Source organism: Streptomyces sp. NPDC055506, assembly GCF_053643595.1.
The window spans coordinates 1-22,760 of sequence record NZ_JBSHKH010000133.1 but is presented as its reverse complement, the minus strand read 5'-3'; the positions used below and the strand labels follow the sequence as shown (position 1 = coordinate 22,760).

The window sequence follows — 22,760 nt, the reverse complement described above, 5'->3', positions numbered from 1 at the left end:
CAGTCACCCCAGCCCAAGTTCTGACCGGCCTGAAAGGCCCCGCCCGCAGCGTGCGGGCGGGGCCTTTCGCGGTTGGGGCCGGACAGGCCGGGAACGCGGTGCGCTGTACGCCCCCGAGCCGAGGCAGGTACCGCGATGACCGAGTACGAGCGTTCACGCACGATGCCCGCACAGCCCGAGCATGTCTTCGACGAGGCGGCGAACGTCGGACGCCTCGACACCTGGCTGCCGGAAGCCCTGCATGTGCGGGCCGAGGAACTGCCCGCCGTCACGGTGCACGAGGACCGCACGGACGAGGACACCTCCGCCCTGCTGCGCGCCCGGCGCGACCAGATGCGGATCGAGTGGGGCACCCGGGACCAGGGAAGCTACGCGGGGTGGCTCCAGGTCGCCGGCCTCGGCAGCGGAGCCAGTGAGGTGACGGTGCACCTGTCGTTCTTCGACGCCGGCCACGATCCCGGCGAGCGGGCCGTCGGCGACGCGCTGGACACCAGCCTCGAACGGCTGGAGGAACAGGTGCGGCTGCGCGTCGACCACCCGGCCGGCTGACCGACGCACGCGCGCCCACGGGTGGCGTGCCGGACGGTCTCGCGGGCCACCTCGTACCGCTCGGCGAGATCACGCTCGGTGGGCAGCGATCCGCCCTCCCCCAACTCCTCGACGAGCCGGTCGATCCGAGCCTTGACCGCGTAGTACTTCGGGACGCGGCCGTGCTCCGGGATGCCGGAACGGACGGGGGCGCCGGGGCCTAGTCGTGGGGTACGCGGAGATCGTCGCACGGGCGGCCAGTTCTTCCGTCAGCCCGCCGGGTGAGCGCCGAACGCCGATGCCCTGCCGTCGCACGCCTTGGCGGTGCCGCACACGGCGGCCCGGGGCCGGATGGGGACGCCGTTGGAACGCAGCACCTCGCGGACGTCCAGGATCAGGGAGAACACCTCGTGATTGCGGTCCTCGCCCTGCTCATCCCAGGCTCGCTGCTCGGCTTCGACGGCCATGCGGTCCTCGGCGAACACGCGCTCCGTGAAGCGCCTGATGAACGGCCAGGCCAGCTGAAGCGCGCCGGGCACCCGGGGCTTCTCGATCATCAGCAGGCCGTAGGTGTGGCAGACGCGCTGCTCGGCGTCCTCGGGCACATAGGCGGCCCAGAGGCGGAAGGCCGGACGCTCGGCGTTCTCCGGGACGAGGTCGAGCGTCTGGTACGGGTATGCGGTGCGGATGGTCATGAGGTCGCTGGAGTCGCTGCCCCTGATGCCCTCGGCGGCCAGCAGGCTGGCGCCGCGGTTCCGTTTCCCCCCGGCGTGGGTGAACAGGTAGCGGGCCTCCACCGACCGCGCGTCGGTGCGGTGTTCCAGCAGTTCGGGGTGGAGCTTGCCGACGACGCCCCGGTGGAGGAACTGGTGGTTCATGTCGAGCAGGTTCTCGTGCATGAACGAGTAGTGGCAGCGCACGGTCCGGGAGTAGGTCATGGTCTTGTAGCGCGGTGAGCCGAAGGCCGGCAGTTCGGGCAGGGCGGTGCCGGCCGCCTTGTCCGGGTCGCCCGGGAACACGAACACCAAGCCGTAGGCCTCGCGGACGGGGTAGCCGCGCACGCCGCGCGGCGGCCGGCCGTCGTCGCGGGACAGGTACGGGATCTGCGAGATGCGGCCGTCGCCGCGATAGGCCCAGGCGTGGTAGCAGCAGCGGAGGGTGTCGCCCTCCACGACGCCCATGCTCAGCGGCACCTGCCGGTGCGCGCACCGGTCCTCCAGGGCGTGCACGGCGCCGCTCTCCCCGCGGTAGAGCGCGATGCGCTCGCCCGCGAAGGCGGTCGCCACCACCCGCTTGCTCCGGACGCCGCGGGACAGTGCCACCGGGTACCAGAAATCGGGGTGCGCGCCGACGCGCCGCAGGTCGGCCGTGCCGGCACCCGGGTCGGGGTGCGGCGAGGGCCGGCCGCTTCCGTCCTCGGCGGGGAAGCTCCTGGCCCTGTCGGTCTCGGTCATGCCTCTCCCTCGCACGCACACGCCTGTCCCGGGCTCCTCCATCCTGAACGGCGTGCCCCGGCCACGCCTTGCTCAGCGGGTGCGGACGGGTGAGTTCCGTGTCAGTGGGCGAAGGGCGGTGCGAAGCAGCCGGTCTCCGGGTACGGGCCGTTGGCGACCGCCGCGAAGTTCGTCTTCTGCACGAACGCGGTGACGCAGGCGTCGTCGTGAACGCGCAGGGCGACTCGTGCCCCCTCGGGTGTCACGTACCCGTCGCCTTTCCAGCGTGAGGACATCCCGGTGACGGTGAGCGTCCCGCCGAGCCACTTGCCGTCCCGGGTGACGCGCTCCTCCTCGTAGCCGAGCCGGAGCAGGGCCTCGCGCACCGTCGCGGGATCCCACGTCCGCCGCTTCCACAGCCGTTCGAGGACCGGCCTGATGCGATCGGCCTCCCGCTCGGCGTCCTTCGCGTGGGCCGGAGACATCTCCCCGGGACGACGGTGGCCGTTGTTCTCGTTGTAGTGCGGGGCCCCGTCACCGGCGCCGGGCTCCACGTACGGCGAGGCTCCAGCGGCACTGCTGGGAGTGGCGCCGGGCGTCGCGCCCGAGGCGTGCAGATCACCGCAGGCGGTGAGGGTCAGGACCGCGACGAGGACCAGCACGGCCGTCGGCCGGCCCGGTCCGCTCACGTCAGGGCTTCGTCGACCGTGGGGTGGCAGGCGACGACGGCGTCCAGACCGACGAGCTGGACGACCCGCATCACCGGTCCCCGGATCCCGGCCAGACGCAGCCATCCCTGTGCGGCGTCGGCACGCTGGTGGGTGTGGATGAAGACGTTGATGCCGCTGGAGTCGATGAAGGTCACCCCGCTGAGGTCCGCCACGATCCGGGGTGCCTCGCCGTCGCCGTCCCGGGCCAGCAGGGCGTGCTGCAGTGCGTCCTTGACTCCGTGGTCGATCTCGCCGCGCAGGGTCACGACGCGGATGCCGTCGACGGTGGAGTGTTCGATGGAGAGCCGGTCCGGCCGGCCCGTCCCCTGGTTGTCGGTCACCGTCTCCTCAACTGCGCCTGGGCTGCCCCGTGCAACGTCTGTGCCGACGATTGTGCCGCACTCTCCAGGCCGGACGCATCCAATCGACTGTGCCGAACAACACGCCCGTGGCATGCATGACAAAGTGAGGGGTACACGCACGCGCGTGAACGGGGAGTAGAAGGACGATGCTGTTGGAGCCGCAACCCGACGGGGACCGTACTGAGCCCGGCGCCCGCCCGACCCAGGTCGGCTATGCCCTGGGCGGTGACGACGGCTGCATCGCGCAGGCCCGCCACCACGCGCTCGACTTCCTCACCCGGCTCCGGGACGAGCGCGGCCTGGACGTCTCCCCGCGTGCCATGGACCTGACCCAGCTGGTCGTGAGCGAGCTGGTCACCAACTCCCGTAAGTACGCCCCGGGTCCCGTCCTCATGGAACTGCGCGTCTCCGGCGCCGCGGTGGAGGTCGTCGTATGGGACAGCGACCCGGCCATGCCCGCGGCCCGGGCCGCCGACCCCGACCGTATCGGCCAGCACGGCTTGGAGATCGTCAAGGCCGTCGCCCAGGACCTCGACATCGAGCGGCAGCCCGTCGGCAAGCGCATCACCGCCCGCATCTCCCTGACGGACACGAGGCCCTGACCCGCACCCTCCCTCGCCGCTACTCCTCGATCACCAGCCCCTTCGCCGCGAGCAGCGGCTCGAGCCCGCAGATGTCGATGACGGTCCTGCCCGCGCGGTACGCGGCGATGTAGTCGGCCTCGGTGTCGACTCGCTGCTGTGAGGCGGCGGCCACCTCGGCCGCCGCCTCGCGGCGGACCACGACCACGCCGTCGGCGTCGGCCCGCATCACATCACCGGGGCGGACGAGCACGCCGCCGACGGTGACGGGTTCGCACATCGGCCCCACGGTCTCCTTGACCGTGCCCTTGATGGAGATGCTGCGGGAGAAGACGGGGAATCCCAGGGCGCGCAGGTCCTCGGTGTCCCGGACGCCCGTGTCGGTGATCAGGCCGCCGAGTCCCTTGGACTGGCAGGCGTTGGCGAGGACGTCCCCGAAGGAGCCCGCCTCCTCGTAGGCGCCTGCGGAGACCACGATGACGTCCCCGGGGCGGGCGTAGGCGATGGCGGTCTGCAGCATCAGGTTGTCGCGGGGGGCGCACTGGACCGTGAAGGCGGGGCCGCACAGGGACATGCGGTGGTCGACCGGCTTGATGGTCGAGTCGAGGGCGCCGAGCCGGCTCTGGGCTTCATGGATGGTGGCCGAGGAGTAGGCGGCGAGGCGTTCGACGAGTTCCGGGGCGGGGCGGTCGAATTTGGTGCTGACGCGGATCATGACGGCCTCTCGGACAGAGTGGTGCAGGCGGCGGTGATGGCCGCGCATGCCTCGGTGAGCACGTCCGTCGACGTGGCGAACGAGATGCGGAAGTAGCCGGGCGCGCCGTACGCGGCTCCGTGGATCACCGCTACCTGCCCGCTGTCGAGGAGGTGGCGGGCGAAGTCCTCGTCGCTCCCGATCCGGCTGCCCGAGGGGGTGAACCGCCCGATCAAGTCCTGGCAGTTGACCAGGAGGTAGAAGCCGCCGTCGGGGACGGTGCAGCTGAGACCGGGAATGTCGTTGATGAGCTTCACCGTGGCGTCACGGCGTGCGCGGTAGACGCGCACGGTCTCGCGGACGAAGTCCTGCGGTCCGGTGAGCGCGGCGGCGGCTGCGGCCTGGCTCACGGAGGAGGGGCAGGAGGAGGTCTGGGACTGCAGTGTGTTGATCGCGGTCACCAGGTCCGCCGGGCCCACGCCGTAGCCGATGCGCCAGCCGGTCATCGCGTAGGTCTTGGAGACGCCGTTGGTGAGGAACACCCGCTCGGCCAGGCGGGGTTCGACGGCGGCCAGGGACGGGGCGTCCTCCTCGCGGTACCAGATCTCGTCGTAGATCTCGTCGGTGAGGACGCGCACCTGCGGATGGTCCAGCAGCACCTGGGCGAGCGCCCGCAGTTCGGCGGTGGTGTAGGCGGATCCGGTCGGGTTGCCGGGGGTGTTGAGGACGACCCAGCGGGTGCGCGGGGTGATCGCCGCACCGAGCCGCGCCGGGGTGAGCTTGAAGCCGTCCGCCTCGGCGCAGTCGACGACGACGGGGGTGCCGTCGTTCGCGCGGACCATGTCCGGATAGGACACCCAGTACGGGGCGGGGACGATGACCTCGTCCCCTTCGTCCAGGGTGGCCATCAGGGCGAGGAAGATGACCTGCTTGGCTCCCCCGCCGACCGCGATCCGCGCGTCGGTGCACTCCAGCCCGTGGCGCTCACGGAGCTTGCCGGTGATCGCGGCGCGCAGGCGCGGCGTGCCGTTCACGGGGGTGTACTTGGTCTCGCCCGCCTCGATGGCCGCGATCGCCGCTGCCTTGACGTGGCCGGGGGTGTCGAAGTCGGGCTCGCCCACGGTCAGGTCGAGGATGGTGTGGCCCTGGCTCTTGAGTTCGCGCACGCGCTGGGCGGCCGCGGTGCTGGGCGAGGGCTTGATACGGCGTACCCGTTCTGCCGTGTCCATGTGATCAGCCCTCCCTGCGCTCGAAGTTGAGGCCGCCGGGGACCTGGAAGGTGGGCAGGATCTCGATGTGCCCGATGTTGACGTGCCGGGGCGAGTCGACGGCGAACTCGATGGAGTCGGCGATGTCCTCGGGCTTGAGGGACTCGTAGCCGTCGTAGAAGCGCCGCTGGGCCTCCTCCATGTCGCCGAGCAGACGGCCGAAGATCTCCGTCTCCACGCGCCCCGGGCAGATCTCGGTGACCCGGACCCGGCGGCCGTAGCCGTCGACCCGCAGCTGGCGGGAGAGGGTGTGCACGGCGGCCTTGGTGGCGTGGTAGATGGTGTTGCCGCCGAAGTTGTAGACGCCGGCGATGGAGCTGATGTTGACGATGTGGCCGAGGTCGCGCTCGACCATGCCGGGCATGAGCAGCCGGACCAGGTGCAGGACGGCCTGGATGTTGACGGCGACCTGCTCGTCGACGGCGAACTCGTCGGCGGTCAGGATGTTGCCGGTGCGCGAGACACCCGCGTTGTTGACGAGAACGTCGATCTCCAGGCCGTCCAGTGCGGCGGTGAGTGCCTCGGTGTCGGTGATGTCGACGGTGTGTGGGACGCAACCGGTGTCGCGGGCGAGGGCGTCGAGCCGTTCGGCGTTGCGCGCCACCGCGTGAACCTCTAGGCCGCGCTTGGTGAGTCGCTCGACGACCACGGCTCCGATGCCGGTCGACGCTCCGGTGACGAGGGCCGTCCTGTAGTCGGAGATGGGCATGCTGCTGTGCTCCTTGGGGAGTGGGGGGTGCGGTGCGGGTGCGGGGGTCTGTCAGGCGTCGCGCAGGGGCAGATGGGCGCGGTCCTTCACCCGGGACACGGCGATGAGGGTGCCGAGGGCGGTGACGACGGCGTAGAAGGCCGGCATGTTGACGTTGCCCGTCCGGGCGATGAGGTAGGTCATGAGCAGCGGGGCCGTGCCGCCGAAGAGCGCGGAGGAGACGTTGTAGCCCAGGCCGTAGGCGGAGTAGCGCACCCGGGTGGGGAACAGTTCCACGAGCAGGATGTGGATGACGCCGGTGTGCCCGGCGAACACGACGGCCATGAGACAGGCGCCGATGACGGCGAGGGCGAGGTTGCCGGTGCCGATCAGCAGGTAACAGGGGATGCCGACGACGGCCATGGCGATCGCCGAGCCTGCGATGACCTTCTTGCGTCCGATCCGGTCGGAGAGACGGCCCATGAAGGGGATGGCGATACAGATCGCGACCAGGCTGGAGGCGGTGACGAGCAGCCCCTGGACCTTGCCGAAGTCGAGCTCGCTGCTCATGAAGGTGGGCATGTAGCTGAACAGGACGTAGTACCCGGAGCCGTTCATCAGGGGGATGAACAGGGCCAGCAGCATGGCGCGGCGGTGCTCGGCGGAGGTGAACGCCTCCTTCAGGGGGTTCTTGGACAGGCCGCCCTGTTCCTTCAGGCGGTTGAAGTTGGGCGTGTCGCTGATCCGCTTGCGGATGTAGATGCCGGTGATGCCGAGCGGCACGGCGAGCAGGAACGGTATGCGCCAGCCCCAGGACTCCATGCGCTCGTCGCCGAGTCCGCTGGTCATGGCGGCGGCGACCAGCGTGCCGGTGAGCAGGGAGAGGAAGGATGCGATCTGCGCGTAGCTGGTGTAGAGGCCGCGCTTGCCTTCCGGGGCGTGCTCGGCGAGGAAGCTCATCGCGCCCGAGGCCTCGCCGCCGACGGAGAAGCCCTGGGCGACGCGCAGCAGGATCAGCAGGATCGGCGCCGCGATGCCGATGCTCGCGTAGGTGGGCAGGATGCCGATGGCCGCGGTGGCGACGCTGATCAGCATGATGACGAAGACCAGCATCCGCTGGCGCCCCATGCGGTCGCCGAGGTGTCCGCAGATGATGCCGCCGAGGGGGCGGAAGAAGAAGGAGACGGCGTACCCGAGGAAGACGAGCATGATGGCGTCGTCGGAGCCGGGGAAGAAGACGGCGGCGAGCGTTCCGGCCATGAAGCCGAAGATGCCGTTGTCGTAGAGCTCGGCGAAGATGCCGACGCATCCCGCGAGGGTGACCTTCCGGGCTGTTCTGGGGTCGACGGTGTTGGGGACTGGCTGAGCGGCCATGGTGGTCATGGCGTCTCCTGTCTTGCGGCGGGCTGGGGACGAGGGGCGGGGGCTCCGTGCGGGCGGGCGACGGGGACGGCTGGGGAGGTGACCGGGTGTCAGGCCGGGTCGGGGGCGCGGATGCGCAGGGCGTCGAAGGCGGTGCGGACGCGGGTGCGCAGTGCGTCGACGGCGCCCCGCTGGGCGCGGTGGGCGGTGACCGCCTGGTCGAGGGTGCGGTGGCGGAAGCGGAGGGTCTGCCCGGGGCGCACCTGCCCCAGGGCGGACAGACCGGTGGCGGTGACGACGGCCAGGACGGGGTAGCCGGCCGTGACGCCGCGGCCGCGGTGCAGCACGAGGAGTTCGTCACCCGCCGGCACTTCGACGGCGCCGATGGGGACACCGCGGGAGAGGATCTCGCCCTGGGTGACGCGGCGGGGTACGTCGCCCTGCAGTCGCAGGCCGATGTGGTTGCTGCGCGGGCTGACGGTGAAGGGGGCGTCGAACAGCCGGCTCGCGGTGTCTGCGAACTCGGCCCGGTCGGGGCCGTCGGTGACGTCGATCGTCCAGGTGGCGGGGAACGGGGGGACGGGGGCGTTCAGACGGAACAGCGGGATCCGTGAGAAGGGGTGGTCGAGGGGCGGGCAGGCCGAGCGCAGCACGAGTTCGTCGCCGCTGCTCAGGGCGGGGCCGAAGCCCAGGATGGTGTCGGGAGCGCAACTGCCCTGGAGGTAGTCGGCCTCGAACGAGCCGAGCACGGCCAGGTAGACGCGCAGGCCCTGGCGGATGCCGGTGACGCGAAGGGTCTCGCCCGCGCACACGGAGACCGGTTCCCACTGGGGGCGGACGCCGCCCGCGACGGTCACGTCGGCGGGGGCGCCGGTCACGGCGACGAGGATGTCGGCGGAGGGCACGCACGCGAAATCCAGTGCAGTGATCTCCAGCAGCGGGGCGCGGTCGTCGTTGCCGCACAGGACGTTGGCGACGCGCGCCGAGTGCTGGTCGGCGGCTCCGCCGGCGGGCAGACCGTAGCGGGAGCGGCCGACCCGGCCGAGGTCCTGCACGGTGACGATGCCGGGGGTGCGGATCGTGAGGGTGTCAGCCATGGCAGGCCGCCAGGGAGGTGCCGGCGTGGTCGTCCCACTCGTCGGGGGTGATGGGCACGAAGCGGAAGGTGTCCCCGGGCCGGTAGGCGGTGATCGGGTCGCTGTGCGGGTCGAGGACGCGCACGGGGGTGCGTCCGAGGAGCGGCCAGCCGCCGGGCGAGGGCATCGGGCAGATGACGGCCTGCCGTCCGGCGACGGCGATCGAGCCGGGATCGACGTGGGTACGGGGCGACGCCAGCCGCGGCACGGGTTTCGGGAAGGGCGGGCCGTCCGTCATCGGCGCCCCGGCGGGCGCGCCGAGGCAGCGCACGGTGAGGTCGCTTCCGGAGTGGAGGGCGACGACCTCGCTCTCGGTCACGCCGAGTTGGCGGGCGACCTCGGGCAGGTCGGGCCCGTGCTCGCCGCCGTAGACGACGGGCACGACGAAGCGTCGTGACGGTGCCGCCGGTGCGGGGTCCGGGCCGAGGCGGGCGGCCTCGTGCGCCACGATCCGCCGGACGGTGTCGTGGTCGGTGCCGGTGCAGTCGAACTCCACGAGCAGGGAGTCGTAGGTGGGCACCACGTCGTGGACTCCGGTGAGCCGGACCGCGTCCAGGGCGTCGGCCAGGGCGTGGACGAGCCGCCAGGCGTCCTCGGCGTCCAGGCCCACGGCCCTGGCGGTCAGGGCGGAGTCACCGCAGTCCGTGATCGTGATGTTGCCGTTCATGTCAGGCGCCCGTCCCGCTCAGCACCTTGTCGAGAGAGGTGATCTCGACGCCGGCGGCGAGGAGTTCCGCGCGGATGCGGCCGGCCAGCGCGATCGCGCCGGGGCTGTCGCCGTGCAGCAGGACGGTGTCGCAGGCGACCTGGATGTCCTTGCCGTCGGCGCTGCGGACGACTCCCTCGGTGACCATGCGCAGGGTCCGCCGGGCCACCTCGTCCGGGTCGTGGATGACCGCTCCGGGCTCTGAGCGGGGGACGAGGGTTCCGTCGTCGCGGTAGGCGCGGTCGGCGATGCCGACGATGCCCACGCGCAGTCCGCGGGCCCGGGCGGCGTCGGCGAGTTCACCGTCCTGCGCGAGGACGATCAGCGACTCGTCGAGGGAGGCGACGGCGTCCACGACGGCACGGGCGTAGTCGGCGCGTACGGCGACCAGGTTGCCCAGGCGTCCATGCGGGGCGATGTGCTGCACGCGGGTGCCGTGCGCGACGGCGAACGCCTGGAGGGCTCCGATCTGGTACAGCATGTCGGTGCGAACCTCCTCGGGCGTGAGGTCCATCGCGCGGCGTCCGAAGCCGACCAGGTCGGGAAAGCTCGGGTGGGCGCCCACGGCCACCCGGTTCGCCACGCAGGTCCGGACGGTGGCGTCCATGATGCGGGGGTCACCGGCGTGGAATCCGCAGGCGACATTCGCGGACGTCAGCATTTCCAGGAGGGCTTTGTCGTCGCCCATTGTGTAGGCGCCGAATCCCTCGCCGAGATCGGCGACGAGATCAACCATGGGGGTCATGACGTCCTCCGGGAGAATATGGGGAAGGACAACGCAAGGACAATGCGACGAAGGGGAATGCGATCACGTCTCGTGATTTCCCGAAATGCATCCTGGCTGGATGTTCCGCTCAACTTAATCCCCTGCTCGCTCGACCGCCAATATGCGTTCGATCTGGCGTTATCGCGAACCGTTATGACCTGCCTCACACCCCCGGCCTCTCTCGGGGGTGTGCTTCGAGGTGGGCCCTCCCTACGATGAGGCTCCGCTCCCCGTGGAAGGCCCCGCATGGACACCAGGCGTCTGTACTCGTTCATCAAGATCATTGACGCGGGGAGCATCACGCGCGCGGCCGACATCCTGCACATCGCCCAGCCCGCGCTCAGCCAGCAGCTGTCCGCGCTGGAGGCGCAGTTCGGGCAGCAGCTGCTGATCCGCAGCAAACGCGGGGTGGCCCCGACCGAGGCGGGCCGGGCGCTGTACCGGCACGCCCAGCTGATCCTGAGGCAGGTGGACCTCGCGCACGCCGCCGTGGAGGTCTCCGGCCGGGCTCCCGCCGGCAGCGTGTCCGTAGGTCTCGCCCCGTACAGCCTGGGCGCGGCGCTCGCGCTGCCGCTGCTGAAGAGCGTGCGTGAGCGCTACCCGGACATCCTGCTGCACGTCAACGAGAACTTCGGCGGGGTGATCAGCGAGGCCATCATGACCGGGCGGATGGACATGGCGTTCATCTACGGGGCCGGCCCGCTGCGGGGTGTGCAGTTCGAGCCGTTGCGGACGGAGGACCTGTTCCTGATCGGCGCCCCCGGGGACACGGCCCCGCGCGGGACGGGCGAGGTGGACCTGGACGAGCTCAAGGACGTGCCGCTGCTGCTGCCCAGCCGCATCCACACGATCCGGCAGGTGGTGGACGCAGCCTTCCAGCAGGCCTCGCTCCTGCCGAACGTGGCGGGCGAGGTCGAGTCCGCGCTGACGCTCGTCAACGCCGTGGACGCGGGTCTCGGCGCCACCGTCCTGCCCTGGTCGGCCGCGCGCGCCATCCTCGACGTCCGCTCCCTGTCGGTGCGCCGCATCGTGCATCCCGTGATCCAGGTGAAGCTGTCCCTGGTGACCTCGGACAACCAGCCCCTCTCGGAACCCGCCCTCGCGGTGCACGACCTGTTCCTCGATCTCATCACGGCCTTTGACGAGACACCACACGAAGAATAAGGAACCGCAATAGCGTCACACAAAACCTCTATTTGTTTCCGGTGGCGGTCGCAGCTAGTTTTCTGCGAAAATCGCTGCCCTGGAGACATGAATGAAGAAGCGTGTGCTCACCACCCGTGGAAACCTGCCCGGCAACGGCCTTGACCGTTTGGCCGGGGCAGCGGATTCAGTGGCCTGGCCCGGTGACGGCAAGCCCGGCCCCTCGGACCTCGCGGCGCTCGCACCCGGAGTCAGCGGAATCCTCGCCCTGGGCAATGACCCGGTGGACGGCGCGCTGATGGACGCCGCCGGCCCCTCCCTGCGGGTCATCGCGCTGGCAAGCATGGGCTTCGACAACGTCGACCGGGCCGCCGCCGCCGAGCGCGGCATCGTCGTCACCCACACTCCGCGCGTGCTCGCGGAGACCACCGCCGACCTCACCTTCGCCCTGATCCTCGCCGCCCGCCGGCGGATCGGTACCGCCGGGGCGAGCCTGGCGTCGGGCTCCTGGGGGCTGTTCCGGATGCACGACTACCTCGGTCTGGACATCCACGGCGCGACCCTCGGCCTGGTCGGCTACGGCCAGATCGGCCGCGCGGTGGCCCGCCGGGCCCACGGCTTCGGCATGCGCGTGCTCCACCACGACCCCTACGCCCCCGACGACGACCTGTCGGCCTCGGTGGAACTGTCCACGCTGCTGGCGGAGTCCGACATCGTGTCGCTGCACGTCCCGCTCACCGAGGAGACGCGGCACCTCATCTCCGCCCGCGAACTGGCCGCGATGAAGCCCACGGCCACGCTGGTCAGCACCTCCCGCGGTGGTGTCGTCGACGAGGAGGCCCTGCTGCACGCCGTCCGGGAGGGGCGGCTGCACTCCGCCGGACTCGACGTCTTCGAACGCGAGCCGATGGGAACGGAGTTGTCGCCGCTGGTCGCCGAGCCGAACGTGGTCACACTCCCCCACATCGGCTCGGCCACCGAGGCCACCCGGGCCGCCATGGTCGACCTGGCGGTCGACAACATCCTCGACGTCCTGGCCGACCGCCCCGCCCGCACCCCACTGCCGGGCACCCGGGCGGTGCCCGGCGCCCCGGCCGACAGCGCCGGAGTTCGCGCTTGAGACGACCCTCCCACGGTTGCCGGCCGGCTCAGCGGACGAGTTCGGCCGGCCTCGTGGCCTTGCCGAGCAGCCACTCCAAGGGGCCTCGCCGGAAGAAGCGGGACCACAGCGTCGCGAAAACGGTAACGGCCGCGATGAAGCCGAGCAGCACGTGCGGCGCTGAGCCGGGGAGTTCCTCGATGCCGAGGAACCGGATGCCGACGATGTGGAAGACGTACGCGGTCAGGGACATCGTGCCGACCGCGATCACCGGTCGGGCGAGCCGGTGGAAGCGCGGGAAGGCATCCACCGCCGCGAGACAGCCGACGAGGACCGCGATCGCCACACCGGCGTTGGCGATGACCGACAGGGTGGTCTCGCTGTGCGGGGAGGCCACGAGGAGGGCGGCAGCGGTGTCGCCACTCGAGTAGCCCCAGGTGTCGGACCACCAGGCAGACGCGGCCGAACCACCCTCGCCCCAGGCGGAGGCGTTGAGCGCCGGCAGGACTCCGGGCACCAGGTGCAGGGCCAGCCAGGAGCCGCCGTACCCGAGCAGAGCCAGGGCGACGCCGGTTACGGCCAGGCGTATGCGTACGGCGGTGGCGGCCAGGTCCAGGCGGGCCACGGCCATGCCGGCGATGACGAAGGGGATCCAGGTCAGCGCGGGGTAGGTGCCGGTGAACAGCAGCGAGACGATGCCGTCGGCGTCCGCGGGCCAGGCCCAGATGCCGCCGGGACCGCCGTTCTCGCCGGAGTTCAGGGCGCCCTGGACGACGTACAGCACCTGGGGAAGGACCAGGGCACCGGCGGCGGCGATGATCGCCAGCGGGCGGGCGCTGAGCCTGTACAGCGGCAGCACCAGCAGGAAGTAGAGGCCGTAGAAGGCGAGGATCACCTCGACCGGCGTATCGGTGAGCGTGAGCGCGGTGCCCAGGGCCAGCAGAACCAGTGCCCGGATCACGACCTTGGCGACCGCCTGACGGCCCGCCCGGCCGGTCTTCGGGGTACGGCGGCCGGTGATCAACATGATCGAGAAGCCCGCCAGGAAGGCGAACAGCGCGGAGGCGCGGCCGTGCGTCAGCTCCATGAGGAAGCCGGTCGCTCCGCCCTCGGAGGGGTCGGGGCCGAGGTGGGCCGCGTACATCCCGAAGACCGCGAGCCCCCGGGCGAGGTCCACTCCGATCAGGCGTCCCGTCGGGGCACGTCCCCTCTCGGTGGTTTCCAACCGGGCGGCGGGCGGCGCCACGAGCGCCGTGTCGTCTGCGTTCTGGGTCATTTCTCCAGGCTCTGGAGCGGCCTGAGCCGGGAGTATCCGGCACGTGTCCGGTCCGGCCCCGCCGGGCGGCGGGTCCGCGCCCCCCGAGTGGCGGGAGCGTCCCGCCGCACCACCGCACACGGCATTTCTCGTTCTACGGTGGGACCGGTGCCGATCGGCACCGCCGTGCGGCCGGAGGCGTACGCACAGGGGCGACGAGGCGGAGCACGCGTGATCCGGGTAGTGGTGGTGGACGACGAGGCGCTCGTGCGGTCCGGCTTCAAGCTGATCCTGGGCGCTGCGGACGACATCGAGGTCGTCGCGGCCACGGCGGGCGCGGAGGCCGTCGACAGTGTCCGGCGGGAGCGGCCGGACGTCGTGCTGCTGGACATCCGGATGCCGGACGTCGACGGACTGACCGTGCTGCGGGAGGTGCGCGCCCTGCCGAAGCCGCCGGTGGTGGCCATGCTGACGACGTTCGACGCGGACGAGTACGTTCTCACCGCGTTGCGCTCCGGAGCGGCCGGATTCCTGCTCAAGGACACCGAGCCCGACCAACTCGCCCAGCTGGTACGGACCCTGGCCGCGGGCGGCATCGTGATGTCGCCGAAGGCCTCCCGCGCCGTGTGGCAGAGCCATCCGGGGGCCGCGGCGGCCGACGACGCCGAGGCAGCACGCGTGGGACGACTCACCGAGCGCGAGCGCGAGGTGCTCGTACTGATCGCGGAGGGACTGTCCAACACCGAGATCGGTGCCCGCGTCCACCTCAGCGCGGGCACGGTGAAGGATCACGTCAGCGCGATCCTGACCAAGCTGCGGGTCGGCAGCCGGGTGCAGGCCGCGCTGCTCGCGCAGCGGGCTGGGCTGCTCGACGGGCGACGGCGTTCGGGGTCCGGGCGATGACAACTCGCCGTGCGTGGTGGGCGCGCGTCCCGGAACCGGTCCTCGACGTCGTCATAGTGGCGATCGCGGCCGGGGACGTCTGGATCAACCTGGACGAGGATTCCCGCCTGGCGACGGTGGTGGCCGCCGCGGGCTGTGCCGCGCTCGTGTTCCGCCGCCGCTTCCCGCTCGCGGTGTTCGCGTGCACCCTTCCGGCCAGCCTTATGCTGGAAATCGTCTTCGCCCCGTTCGCCGCTCTGTTCACGCTGGCGGAACGGTCCCGCGACCGCCGTCTGCTCGTCGTGTGCGCCCTGCTGTTCGCCCTGGCATCGGCCGCGCCCTGGCCCCTGGACGATTTCACCTCGCGCGACCACACCTGGACCCTCGTCTACTTCTTCTACACGCTCGCCACGGCCGCCGCGCCCGTCCTGCTGGGCCAACTGGTCCAGGCGCGGCGGGACCTGGCCCGTCGTCTCGTCGAGATCGAGGAGGCACGCGAGCACGAGCGACTGTTGCACTCCCAGGCCGTCCTCGCCCGCGAGCGCGCCCAGCTCGCCCGCGAGATGCACGACGTCGTCTCCCATCAGGTCAGCCTGATCGCCGTGCAGGCCGGTGCCCTCCAGGTCGCCGCCACGGAACCGGACTTCAAGGAAGGCGCCCGCACCATCCGCTCCCTCAGCGTCGACACCCTCGACGAACTGCGCCACATGGTCACCCTGCTCAGGGCCTCGGGCGGGCACGCCACCGAACTCACCCCGCAGCCCACCCTCGCCGACCTGCGCAAGCTCCTGGTGACCTGTGGCATCGACAGCGAACTGCTCGGCGAACTCCCGCCCGACGTCGGCACGCCCGCCCAGCGCGCCGTGTACCGCACCGTGCAGGAAGCCCTCACCAATGTGCGCAAGCACGCACCCGGCGCCACCGCGACCGTACGGCTCTGGTCTGCCGACGACGGCGAGGCCTTCGGTGTGACCGTCACCAACACGCCCCCCACCCGGCCCTCCCTGCCGCTGCCCGGGTCCCGTCAGGGCCTCGTCGGCCTCAAGGAGCGCGCCGAACTCCTCGACGGCACCTTCGCGTCGGGCCCCACCTCCGACGGGGGTTACGAGGTGAGCCTGCGGATCCCGGCCGACCCGGGCTGACGGTCCAGGACCCAGCGCGTGCAGGCGTTGTACGCGTGGTGCATCGCCACCAGCAGCTTGAACCTGGCGCCCGCGTCGACGAACAGCTGCGCCTATTCGTCGGGGTCGAACTTGCCGCCCGCCGACTTCGAATCCTTCACCCCGCCCGGCGAACCCGACACCGTCGAGCACCCCAAGCCCGGCGAGATCATCTACGCGGACGCCGCCGGGGTTCCTGACGCGGCACTGGAACCACCGCGACGCCCACCGCACCCGCGTCGCCGAGGACTCCACCCACGTGGCCTTCGTCCTGGAAACCCCCCACGCCGAGCGTGACGGCGATGTCCTCTGGCCCGCGGCCGACCGGCTGCTGGACCTGCTCACTCCGCACGCCACGGGGACCGCCGGGTGCTACCTCACCCCGGCCCGGCCCCAGGCCACCGTCCGAGGTCCCATGCCTCACCCGGCGTCGGGGCAGTTGTCGCCGATGCAGGGACCTTCGTCTCCGGCTCCGGCCGTCCCCGCGCCGTCCCCCGGCCCCGGGCCCAGCAGCACCTCGATGCCCGCTCGGAGGTAGCGCTCCAGTGTGGCGTCCGGCACCGAGGCCAAGGCGGGCGGGCGGATCTCCGTTCGCATCAGGCTGGTGCCGAGCATCCAGGCCGCCAGGAGTTCCGCCCGCAGATCCGCGTCGGGGCCGCCGAGCCGGGCGGCCAGGCGCTGGGAGAACACCTCCGTGAAGTCCGCCCGCAGCCGCGCCACCGCCTCGTCCCGGCCGGAAGAGCGCAGCACGGACAGCACCGGATGCGGGAAGTCGCCCTCCCTCGGCGGCCCCATGAGCAGCGCGCAGAACCAGTCGGGTATCGCCTCGACCGGTTCGTCCAGCAGCGGCTCGAATATCTTGCCCGTACCCGACACGTCGTTGAACAGCGCCTCTTTCGAGCCGAAGTAGCGGTAGACGAGGGCCGCGTCCACACCGACGTCGCCCGCGATGTCGCGCACGCTGGTGCCCTCGTAGCCGTACTTGCCGAAGCGGAAGGCCGCGGCCGCCCGCAGCGCGGTACGCGTTCCCGACGCCGAGCGTTTGTGCGTGCGCCGGCAGGCCTCCGCCTTCGACGTCTCGCCCTTGTGTGCTCCGGTCACGTACCGCACCTCCGTGGTTCCACGGCCCCTCGGCCATCCGCCCATGTTCCAGTCTGCGGCACCTGTCTCAAAGTCACCGACCGATGTCATCACTCGTTGACTTGCGTTCTCGCCGCATGACATACCTGACTCAGGTCAACGATTGGTGACTTGAGTCCTCGCTGTTCCCGGGCCGTACGACGGAGTCGGCCCTTCCAGGTCTGCCCGCAGGACGCGACGGCGCACCTCCCGAAGCCGGCGCACCCGGGCACCCCCCACCGACCGGAAAAGGTGATCTTCTGTGCCTGCTCGACGCGTCGCCGTCATCGGAACCGGCTACGTCGGACTGACAACCGGCGCCTGTCTGGCCTCACTCGGGCACTCCGTGGTGTGCGCGGACGCCGACCCGCACAAGGTCGAGCGGCTGCGCGAGGCCAGGGTGGACATCCTGGAGCCCGGTCTTGCCGAGACCGTCCGGGACGCCCTGGACGCGGCCCGGCTCGAATTCACGGGCGACACCGCGGCCGCCGTGGCCGAGGCGGAGGTGGTGTTCCTGTGCCTGCCCACGCCCATGGGGGCGGGCGGCGCCGCCGATCTCGCCGCGGTGGAGGCCGTGGCCGCGCAGATCCGCGACGTACTGCCGCCGGGCTGTGTCGTCGTCAACAAGTCGACGGTGCCCGTCGGTACGTGCGAACGGGTGGCCGCGCTGCTCGGCCGGGACGACGTGGCCGTGGTGAGCAACCCGGAGTTCCTGCGCGAGGGCCGCGCCGTCCAGGACTTCTTGCACCCCGACCGGATCGTCATCGGCGCCGACGACCGGGACACCGCCCGGCGCGTGGCCGAGCTGTACGCCGAACTGGACGCGCCGCTGGTGCTCACCGACGCCGCCAGCGCCGAACTGACCAAGTACGCGGCGAACTTCTTCCTCGCGATGAAGCTGTCCTTCGCCAACAACCTCGCCACCGTCTGCGAACGCTTCGGCGCCGACATCGCCGATGTCACCGAGGGCATAGGCCGGGACCCGCGCATCGGCTCCGCGTTCCTGCGTCCTGGGCCCGGCTGGGGCGGTTCCTGTCTGCCCAAGGACACCCACGCCCTGCTGACCGTGTGCGATCTGGCCGGGGTCGACTTCCCCCTGCTGCGCGCCACCATCGAGACCAACGTCGCCCATCAGCGGCAGCTCGTCGACCGGGTCGCCGCCGCCTGCGGTCGCGCCGAGGACGGTTCGCTGCACGGCGTACGGCTCGCCCTGTACGGGCTGACCTTCAAGGCCGGCACCTCCGACCTGCGCGACTCGCCCGCGCTCTCCATCGCCCGGCTGCTGCGCGAGCGGGGCGCCGAACTCACCGCGTACGACCCGGCGTTGCGCGAGGAGCGGCCCGACCTGAGCGATCTGCTGGAGCTCTCCGACGACCCGGTGCGGGCGGCGGAGGGGGCGGCGGCCTGTCTCGTCCTCACCGAGTGGCCGGAGCTGCGCGACCTCGACTGGGCGGCGATCGCCGCGCGCATGACGGGCCACGAGGTGCACGACTTCCGCAACCTGCTGGACGCGGACCGCCTCGCGCGGGCCGGACTGAGCCGGCGGGGCATCGGGCGCGCCGACGCGCCGACGCGAGTGGCGTGACACCCGGGCGGGGCGGCCCGCGCCGCACCTTTGCCCACTCCTCCCTGCCACCGAACCAATCCCGAGAGAAAGGCTCACCCCCCATGCGGGTTCTGTGCACCACGCTCGGCAGTCCCTCCCACGGCCGTGCTCAACTGCCGCTGCTGCGCGCCCTCTCCAAGGCCGGGCACCAGGTGCTGGTGGTCACCACCGAAGCCCTCGCGCCCGTCTTCCGTGACGACGACGTCCAGGTGAACGCCGCTCTGCCGGAGTTCGATCCGCTCGCCGCGATGGGGCCGTACCTCGCCGAGCTCCAGGAGACCGCCGACCTCACGGAGCCGACGGACGCACTGACCCGGCTGCTGATGCGGCACCTGGCCGGGCCGGGAGTCAAGCCGCACCTGGACGTCCTGCTGCCCCTCGCCAAGGACTTCCGGCCGGATGTGATCCTGCGGGACGGCATGGACATGGGCGCGGTGCTGACCGCCGAACTGCTGGGCGTACCGCAGTTGCCCACGCCCTCGGGGTTCAGCAACATCCTGGACCCCGGCGAGGTGCTGCCGAGGCTGAACGAGCGGCGCGAGGAGCTGGGGCTGCCCGTGCGGGAGGATCCGCTGTCCCTCGTTCCGCACGGCCGTGTGGACTACGTACCGTCCGGCTTCTCCTTCGCCCGGCATCTGCGCGAGGCGTGGGCCTACCGGCAGACGGTGGACGTCGAGCGGGGCGGCGTGCTGCCGGACTGGCTCGCCCGGCTGCCCACGGACCGGCCGCTGGTGTACGCGGCGATCGGCACCGCCCTGCCGGTGCTGCGGGAGCGCATGGCGGACCGGGAGACCTCTCTGCCCGTGAAGCTGCCGGACCCCACGGAGAGCCTGGAGGCGATCGTGGGGGCGGCGGCCCAGCTGGACGACTGCACGGTCGTCGTGTCGACGTCCGGGATTCCGGTGGACACCGAGGGCCTGCCCGGGCACGTCCATGTCACCGAGCGGGTGCCGCAGCCGCTGCTGCTGGAGTCGGTCGACGTGTTCGTCACGCACGGCGGCTTCAACAGCATCCGCGAGGCCATGCGCACCGGCACCCCGCTGGCGGTGCTGCCGCACTTCGGGGACCAGCCCGCCAACGCGGACCGGGTGGCGGAGCTGGGGCTCGGCCGTCACATCACGGACCGCGGCGCGGCCGGCATCGCCGAGGCGTGCCGGGGGCTCCTCGCCGATCCCGGGCCCCGGGCGCGGGCCCGGTCGGCCCAGCTGGCGATGCTGACGCTGCCCGAGGTCGACCAGGCGGTCGGTGACCTGGCGAAGATCGCCGGCTGACCGCCCGGTTCCCCGGGTACGGGCCGCTCCGGAACCCCCGGGCGGCCCGTACCCGCCCCACCCCAAGGACGACACGTGACCTTCTCCGACACCCAAGAACAGGGCGCGTCCGGGGACATACCCCCGCGGCTCAGTCACCGGCAGATCACCACCGTCATGTCCGGGCTGGTCCTCGGCATGTTCCTGGGGGCGCTGGACCAGACGGTGGTCTCGTCCGCGCTGCGGACCATCGCCGACGACCTGCACGGGCTGACGGCCCAGGCGTGGGTGACGACCGCGTATCTCATCAGCGCCACCCTCGCGACGCCGCTCTACGGCAAGCTCTCCGACATCCACGGCCGCAGGCCCGTCTACCTCGCCGCGATCGCCCTGTTCACCGTCGGCTCACTGCTGTGCGGCTGTGCCACGTCCATCTATGAGCTCGCGGCGTTCCGCGCCGTTCAGGGGCTCGGTGGCGGCGGGCTGATGTCGCTGGCGATGACGATCATCGCCGACATCACCTCCCCGCGGGAAAGGGGCCGCTACCAGGGCTACTTCATGGCCGTGTTCGGCGGCGCCAGCATCGTCGGCCCGCTGGTGGGCGGTGCGTTCGCGGACCGGGCCGAGCTGCTCGGCATCGCCGGCTGGCGGTGGATCTTCCTGATCAACGTGCCGCTCGCCGCAGCGGCCGCGGTGACGATCATGCGGGTGCTGCGCTTCCCGCACCGGCGGGTGCGGCACCGGCTCGACTACGCCGGGGCGCTCGCCCTGGCCGTGGGCATCGTGCCGCTGCTGACCGTCGCGGAGCAGGGCCGTACCTGGGGGTGGGACTCGCCTCTGGCCCTGTCGATGTACGCGATCGGTGTGGCGGGTCTGGCCGTGTTCCTGGTGGTCGAGCGGCGGACGGGCGACGCCGCGCTGCTGCCGCCGCGGCTGTTCCGCATCCGGACCTTCCGGCTGGGGGTCGGGCTGCACTTCGTCGTCGGCATCGGCATGTTCGGCGCGATGACGACGCTGCCGCTCTACTTGCAGCTGGTCCGCGGTATGAGTCCCATCGCGGCGGGCCTGGCCACCCTGCCCACGGTCGCCGCGAACCTCGCGGTGACGCTGGTGACGGGCCGGATGATCGCCCGGACGGGCCGGTTCAAGGTGCATCTCGTCGCCGGTGTCGGCTCGTTCACCGCGGCGATGCTCGTCTTCGCGACGCTATGGGCGGACAGCCCGCTGTGGCACCCGGCGCTCGGCATGGCTTTGATGGGCGCGGGGCTCGGCGCGTCGATGCAGACGCTCACCACGCTCGCGCAGTGCGAGGTGCCCCGTACGGACATGGGCGCGGCGACGGCGTCGGTCAACTTCTTCCGCTCCAACGGCGGCACGGTCGGCACCGCCGCGTTCCTGTCGGTCCTGTTCACCACGGCGGCCGGCAGCATCGCCGACCGGCTGGCCGAGGCCCGCCACGACCCGGCCTACCGCCGGCTGCTGGCCCAGCCCGACAACGCGCATGCCCTGACCGGAGTGCTGCGTCCCGACGGCGGCGTCGACCTGGAGGACTCCGCGTTCCTGCGCGCCCTCGACCCGAGCGCGGCCCTGCCGTTCCTTGAGGGCTATGTCGCCTCCATGCGCCTGGTCTTCCTCACGGGTGCCGCGGTGTCCCTGGTCGCCTTCGTGATCGCGGCCTGGCGGGTTCCCGACCTCACGCTGTCCGACGAGTAGCCGGTGACCGGGTGCGCCCGGCGCCGGACCTCAGCGCCGGGCCAGCGCCAGCAGGCTCAGCCCGAACATCAGGACGCCCAGGGGGAGATGGACCGACGGGATGTGCGCGATGCCGACCACGACCTGGACCGAGGCGAGTGCGAGGAAGCCCGTGGCGTGCAGCACGGGCCGGGGCGAGCCGCCGCCCGGCTTCCACGTCAGCACCGCCGCGAGCACGTACAGCATCGACGCCCCGTACATCACCCGGGATCCGACGTCATGCAGCATCGCCCCGTAGGACGAAGTCAGCAGCAGTCCGGCCGAGACCGCCTGGAGGAAGATGGTGAGGGTCTGCAGGGCGATCGCGATCCGCAGGAACGAGGAGGTGCGCCGGGCGTTCGCCGCTGCCGTCACCTGAGTGGCCATGTCCAGTCCCCTTTTCCCGCCGTCGGGCGGTAGATCGATAAGGTCTCACCGGCTCGACGACGCGGGCCCGCGAAAGGTAAGGCGAGGGGGCGGCCGGGGGCATGGGGAGTGTCGGGACGAGGACGGCTGAAATAGCCGGCGAGCGACGCCGACTGATCAACGTCGCTTACCGGTTGCTCGGTTCGGTGGCCGAAGCGGAGGACGCCGTACAGGACGCATACGCGCGCTGGTACGGGCTGTCACAGAGCCGGCAGGAGGAGATCCTGTCCCCCGGCGCCTGGCTGACGACGGTGACCGGCCGCATCTGCCTGGACCTGCTCGGCTCGGCACGGGCCCGCCGTGAACGCTATGTCGGCGCGTGGCTGCCCGAGCCGCTGCCCGACCGCACCGAGTGGGACCGCGCGGGCGGCGCCGACCCCGCGGACCCCGCCGACCAGATCGTCCTGGACGAGTCGGTGGCCATGGCCTTCCTCGTGGTCCTGGAGTCGATGACGCCCGCCGAGCGGGTGGCGTTCGTCCTGCACGACGTCTTCCGGTACCCGTTCGCCGAGATCGCCGGCGTTCTCGGCCGTACCCCCGCGGCCTGCAAGCAGCTGGCCGCCTCCGCCCGCCGGCGGGTGGACGTCACGCGTGCTCCGGTGCCGGCGCCCGGCCGGGCCGACGTGGTGAGGCACGTCAAAGAGGCATGGGAGACGAAGGACATCGCGGCCCTCGTCGGTCTCCTCGACCCGGCCGCCGTGATGACCGCCGACGGCGGCGGCATGGTCGGCACCGTCCTGCGCCCGGTCGAGGGTGGCGCGCGCATCGCCCGGTACATGGTCGCCATCGCCGACAAGGCTCCCGGGCTCGAACTCCTGGAGCGTTCGGTCAACGGCGTGCCGGGCCTGGTGGCCC

23 protein-coding genes and 2 pseudogenes are annotated in these 22,760 nt (G+C 71.6%); 11 read left to right on the top strand and 14 right to left on the bottom strand.

Annotation, left to right across the window (positions count from 1 at the left end; genetic code table 11):
• Positions 1-135: 135 nt before the first annotated feature.
• On the top strand, positions 136-549 hold the full coding sequence (locus ACWIF2_RS33895; RefSeq protein ID WP_454364721.1) for an SRPBCC family protein: 414 nt from the start codon (positions 136-138) through the stop codon (positions 547-549).
• A gap of 17 nt (positions 550-566) precedes the next feature.
• On the opposite strand, the pseudogene ACWIF2_RS33890 reads toward ACWIF2_RS33895, so the two are convergent.
• The 4 genes and pseudogenes from ACWIF2_RS33890 to ACWIF2_RS33875 all read right to left on the bottom strand — a co-directional run.
• Positions 567-779 (bottom strand): annotated as a pseudogene (locus ACWIF2_RS33890) (GntR family transcriptional regulator); the annotation flags it as partial.
• 18 nt (positions 780-797) lie between these two features.
• Entirely contained in the window at positions 798-1,982 is a 1,185-nt protein-coding gene (locus ACWIF2_RS33885) for a Rieske 2Fe-2S domain-containing protein (protein ID WP_454364720.1), read from the bottom strand.
• Positions 1,983-2,083: 101 nt separating this feature from the next.
• Positions 2,084-2,650: a hypothetical protein gene (locus tag ACWIF2_RS33880; RefSeq protein ID WP_454364719.1), complete on the bottom strand. Its 567-nt coding sequence runs from the start codon at positions 2,648-2,650 to the stop codon at positions 2,084-2,086.
• On the bottom strand, positions 2,647-3,012 hold the full coding sequence (locus ACWIF2_RS33875; protein WP_454364718.1) for an STAS domain-containing protein: 366 nt from the start codon (positions 3,010-3,012) through the stop codon (positions 2,647-2,649). The genes ACWIF2_RS33880 and ACWIF2_RS33875 overlap by 4 nt, the downstream gene beginning before the upstream one ends.
• 173 nt (positions 3,013-3,185) lie before the next feature.
• Here ACWIF2_RS33875 and ACWIF2_RS33870 point away from each other — a divergent pair, with 173 nt between their 5' ends.
• On the top strand, positions 3,186-3,635 hold the full coding sequence (locus ACWIF2_RS33870) for an ATP-binding protein (protein WP_454364717.1): 450 nt from the start codon (positions 3,186-3,188) through the stop codon (positions 3,633-3,635).
• Positions 3,636-3,654: 19 nt separating this feature from the next.
• On the opposite strand, the gene ACWIF2_RS33865 is transcribed toward ACWIF2_RS33870, so the two are convergent.
• The 7 genes from ACWIF2_RS33865 to ACWIF2_RS33835 all read right to left on the bottom strand — a co-directional run bounded on the left by ACWIF2_RS33865 (position 3,655) and on the right by ACWIF2_RS33835 (position 10,213).
• Positions 3,655-4,329, bottom strand: a complete 675-nt coding sequence (locus tag ACWIF2_RS33865; protein ID WP_454364716.1) for a 4-carboxy-4-hydroxy-2-oxoadipate aldolase/oxaloacetate decarboxylase — start codon at positions 4,327-4,329, stop codon at positions 3,655-3,657.
• Positions 4,326-5,537 (bottom strand): aspartate transaminase, encoded by a 1,212-nt coding sequence (locus ACWIF2_RS33860; RefSeq protein ID WP_454364715.1) that lies wholly within the window; start codon positions 5,535-5,537, stop codon positions 4,326-4,328. The genes ACWIF2_RS33865 and ACWIF2_RS33860 overlap by 4 nt, the downstream gene beginning before the upstream one ends.
• Before the next feature lie 4 nt (positions 5,538-5,541).
• On the bottom strand, positions 5,542-6,285 hold the full coding sequence (locus ACWIF2_RS33855) for an SDR family oxidoreductase (RefSeq protein WP_454364714.1): 744 nt from the start codon (positions 6,283-6,285) through the stop codon (positions 5,542-5,544).
• Between the two features lie 51 nt (positions 6,286-6,336).
• Positions 6,337-7,647 carry an MFS transporter gene (locus ACWIF2_RS33850; RefSeq protein ID WP_454364713.1) on the bottom strand — a complete coding sequence of 437 codons (1,311 nt, stop codon included), beginning with the start codon at positions 7,645-7,647 and terminating at the stop codon, positions 6,337-6,339.
• Between the two features lie 89 nt (positions 7,648-7,736).
• Positions 7,737-8,723, bottom strand: a complete 987-nt coding sequence (locus ACWIF2_RS33845; protein WP_454364712.1) for a 5-oxoprolinase subunit C family protein — start codon at positions 8,721-8,723, stop codon at positions 7,737-7,739.
• On the bottom strand, positions 8,716-9,429 hold the full coding sequence (locus ACWIF2_RS33840) for a 5-oxoprolinase subunit B family protein (RefSeq protein ID WP_454364711.1): 714 nt from the start codon (positions 9,427-9,429) through the stop codon (positions 8,716-8,718). The genes ACWIF2_RS33845 and ACWIF2_RS33840 overlap by 8 nt, the downstream gene beginning before the upstream one ends.
• A gap of 1 nt (position 9,430) precedes the next feature.
• Entirely contained in the window at positions 9,431-10,213 is a 783-nt protein-coding gene (locus ACWIF2_RS33835) for a LamB/YcsF family protein (RefSeq protein WP_454364710.1), read from the bottom strand.
• A gap of 267 nt (positions 10,214-10,480) precedes the next feature.
• Between ACWIF2_RS33835 and nac the strand changes: the two genes are divergently transcribed.
• Both nac and ACWIF2_RS33825 read left to right on the top strand, forming a co-directional pair.
• Positions 10,481-11,398, top strand: coding sequence for a nitrogen assimilation transcriptional regulator NAC (gene nac / locus ACWIF2_RS33830; RefSeq protein WP_454364709.1), 918 nt, complete (start codon positions 10,481-10,483; stop codon positions 11,396-11,398).
• A 91-nt stretch (positions 11,399-11,489) separates the two neighbouring features.
• The gene (locus tag ACWIF2_RS33825; RefSeq protein ID WP_454364708.1) at positions 11,490-12,497 is read left to right on the top strand and encodes a 2-hydroxyacid dehydrogenase; all 1,008 of its coding nucleotides are present in this window, start codon (positions 11,490-11,492) and stop codon (positions 12,495-12,497) included.
• A gap of 28 nt (positions 12,498-12,525) precedes the next feature.
• On the opposite strand, the gene ACWIF2_RS33820 is transcribed toward ACWIF2_RS33825, so the two are convergent.
• Positions 12,526-13,752: a DUF418 domain-containing protein gene (locus tag ACWIF2_RS33820; protein ID WP_454364707.1), complete on the bottom strand. Its 1,227-nt coding sequence runs from the start codon at positions 13,750-13,752 to the stop codon at positions 12,526-12,528.
• Between the two features lie 210 nt (positions 13,753-13,962).
• Between ACWIF2_RS33820 and ACWIF2_RS33815 the strand changes: the two genes are divergently transcribed.
• The 3 genes and pseudogenes from ACWIF2_RS33815 to ACWIF2_RS33805 form a co-directional block, all read left to right on the top strand.
• Positions 13,963-14,634 (top strand): response regulator, encoded by a 672-nt coding sequence (locus tag ACWIF2_RS33815; protein WP_454364722.1) that lies wholly within the window; start codon positions 13,963-13,965, stop codon positions 14,632-14,634.
• Complete coding sequence (locus ACWIF2_RS33810; RefSeq protein WP_454364706.1) at positions 14,631-15,755, top strand: sensor histidine kinase; 1,125 nt, start codon at positions 14,631-14,633, stop codon at positions 15,753-15,755. The genes ACWIF2_RS33815 and ACWIF2_RS33810 overlap by 4 nt, the downstream gene beginning before the upstream one ends.
• Before the next feature lie 129 nt (positions 15,756-15,884).
• Positions 15,885-16,179 (top strand): annotated as a pseudogene (locus tag ACWIF2_RS33805) (hypothetical protein); the annotation flags it as partial.
• A 14-nt stretch (positions 16,180-16,193) separates the two neighbouring features.
• On the opposite strand, the gene ACWIF2_RS33800 reads toward ACWIF2_RS33805, so the two are convergent.
• Entirely contained in the window at positions 16,194-16,874 is a 681-nt protein-coding gene (locus ACWIF2_RS33800; RefSeq protein ID WP_454364705.1) for a TetR/AcrR family transcriptional regulator, read from the bottom strand.
• 280 nt (positions 16,875-17,154) lie between these two features.
• On the opposite strand from ACWIF2_RS33800, the gene ACWIF2_RS33795 reads away from it, so the two are divergent.
• The 3 genes from ACWIF2_RS33795 to ACWIF2_RS33785 all read left to right on the top strand — a co-directional run bounded on the left by ACWIF2_RS33795 (position 17,155) and on the right by ACWIF2_RS33785 (position 21,461).
• Entirely contained in the window at positions 17,155-18,477 is a 1,323-nt protein-coding gene (locus ACWIF2_RS33795) for a UDP-glucose dehydrogenase family protein (RefSeq protein ID WP_454364704.1), read from the top strand.
• Between the two features lie 83 nt (positions 18,478-18,560).
• Entirely contained in the window at positions 18,561-19,769 is a 1,209-nt protein-coding gene (locus ACWIF2_RS33790) for a glycosyltransferase (protein ID WP_454364703.1), read from the top strand.
• A gap of 75 nt (positions 19,770-19,844) precedes the next feature.
• Entirely contained in the window at positions 19,845-21,461 is a 1,617-nt protein-coding gene (locus ACWIF2_RS33785) for an MDR family MFS transporter (RefSeq protein WP_454364702.1), read from the top strand.
• A 30-nt stretch (positions 21,462-21,491) separates the two neighbouring features.
• Here ACWIF2_RS33785 and ACWIF2_RS33780 read toward each other — a convergent pair whose 3' ends face one another.
• The gene (locus tag ACWIF2_RS33780) at positions 21,492-21,866 is read right to left on the bottom strand and encodes a hypothetical protein (RefSeq protein WP_454364701.1); all 375 of its coding nucleotides are present in this window, start codon (positions 21,864-21,866) and stop codon (positions 21,492-21,494) included.
• 101 nt (positions 21,867-21,967) lie between these two features.
• Here ACWIF2_RS33780 and ACWIF2_RS33775 point away from each other — a divergent pair.
• A partial coding sequence (locus ACWIF2_RS33775; RefSeq protein WP_454364700.1) for a sigma-70 family RNA polymerase sigma factor occupies positions 21,968-22,760 on the top strand: 793 nt, incomplete at its 3' end.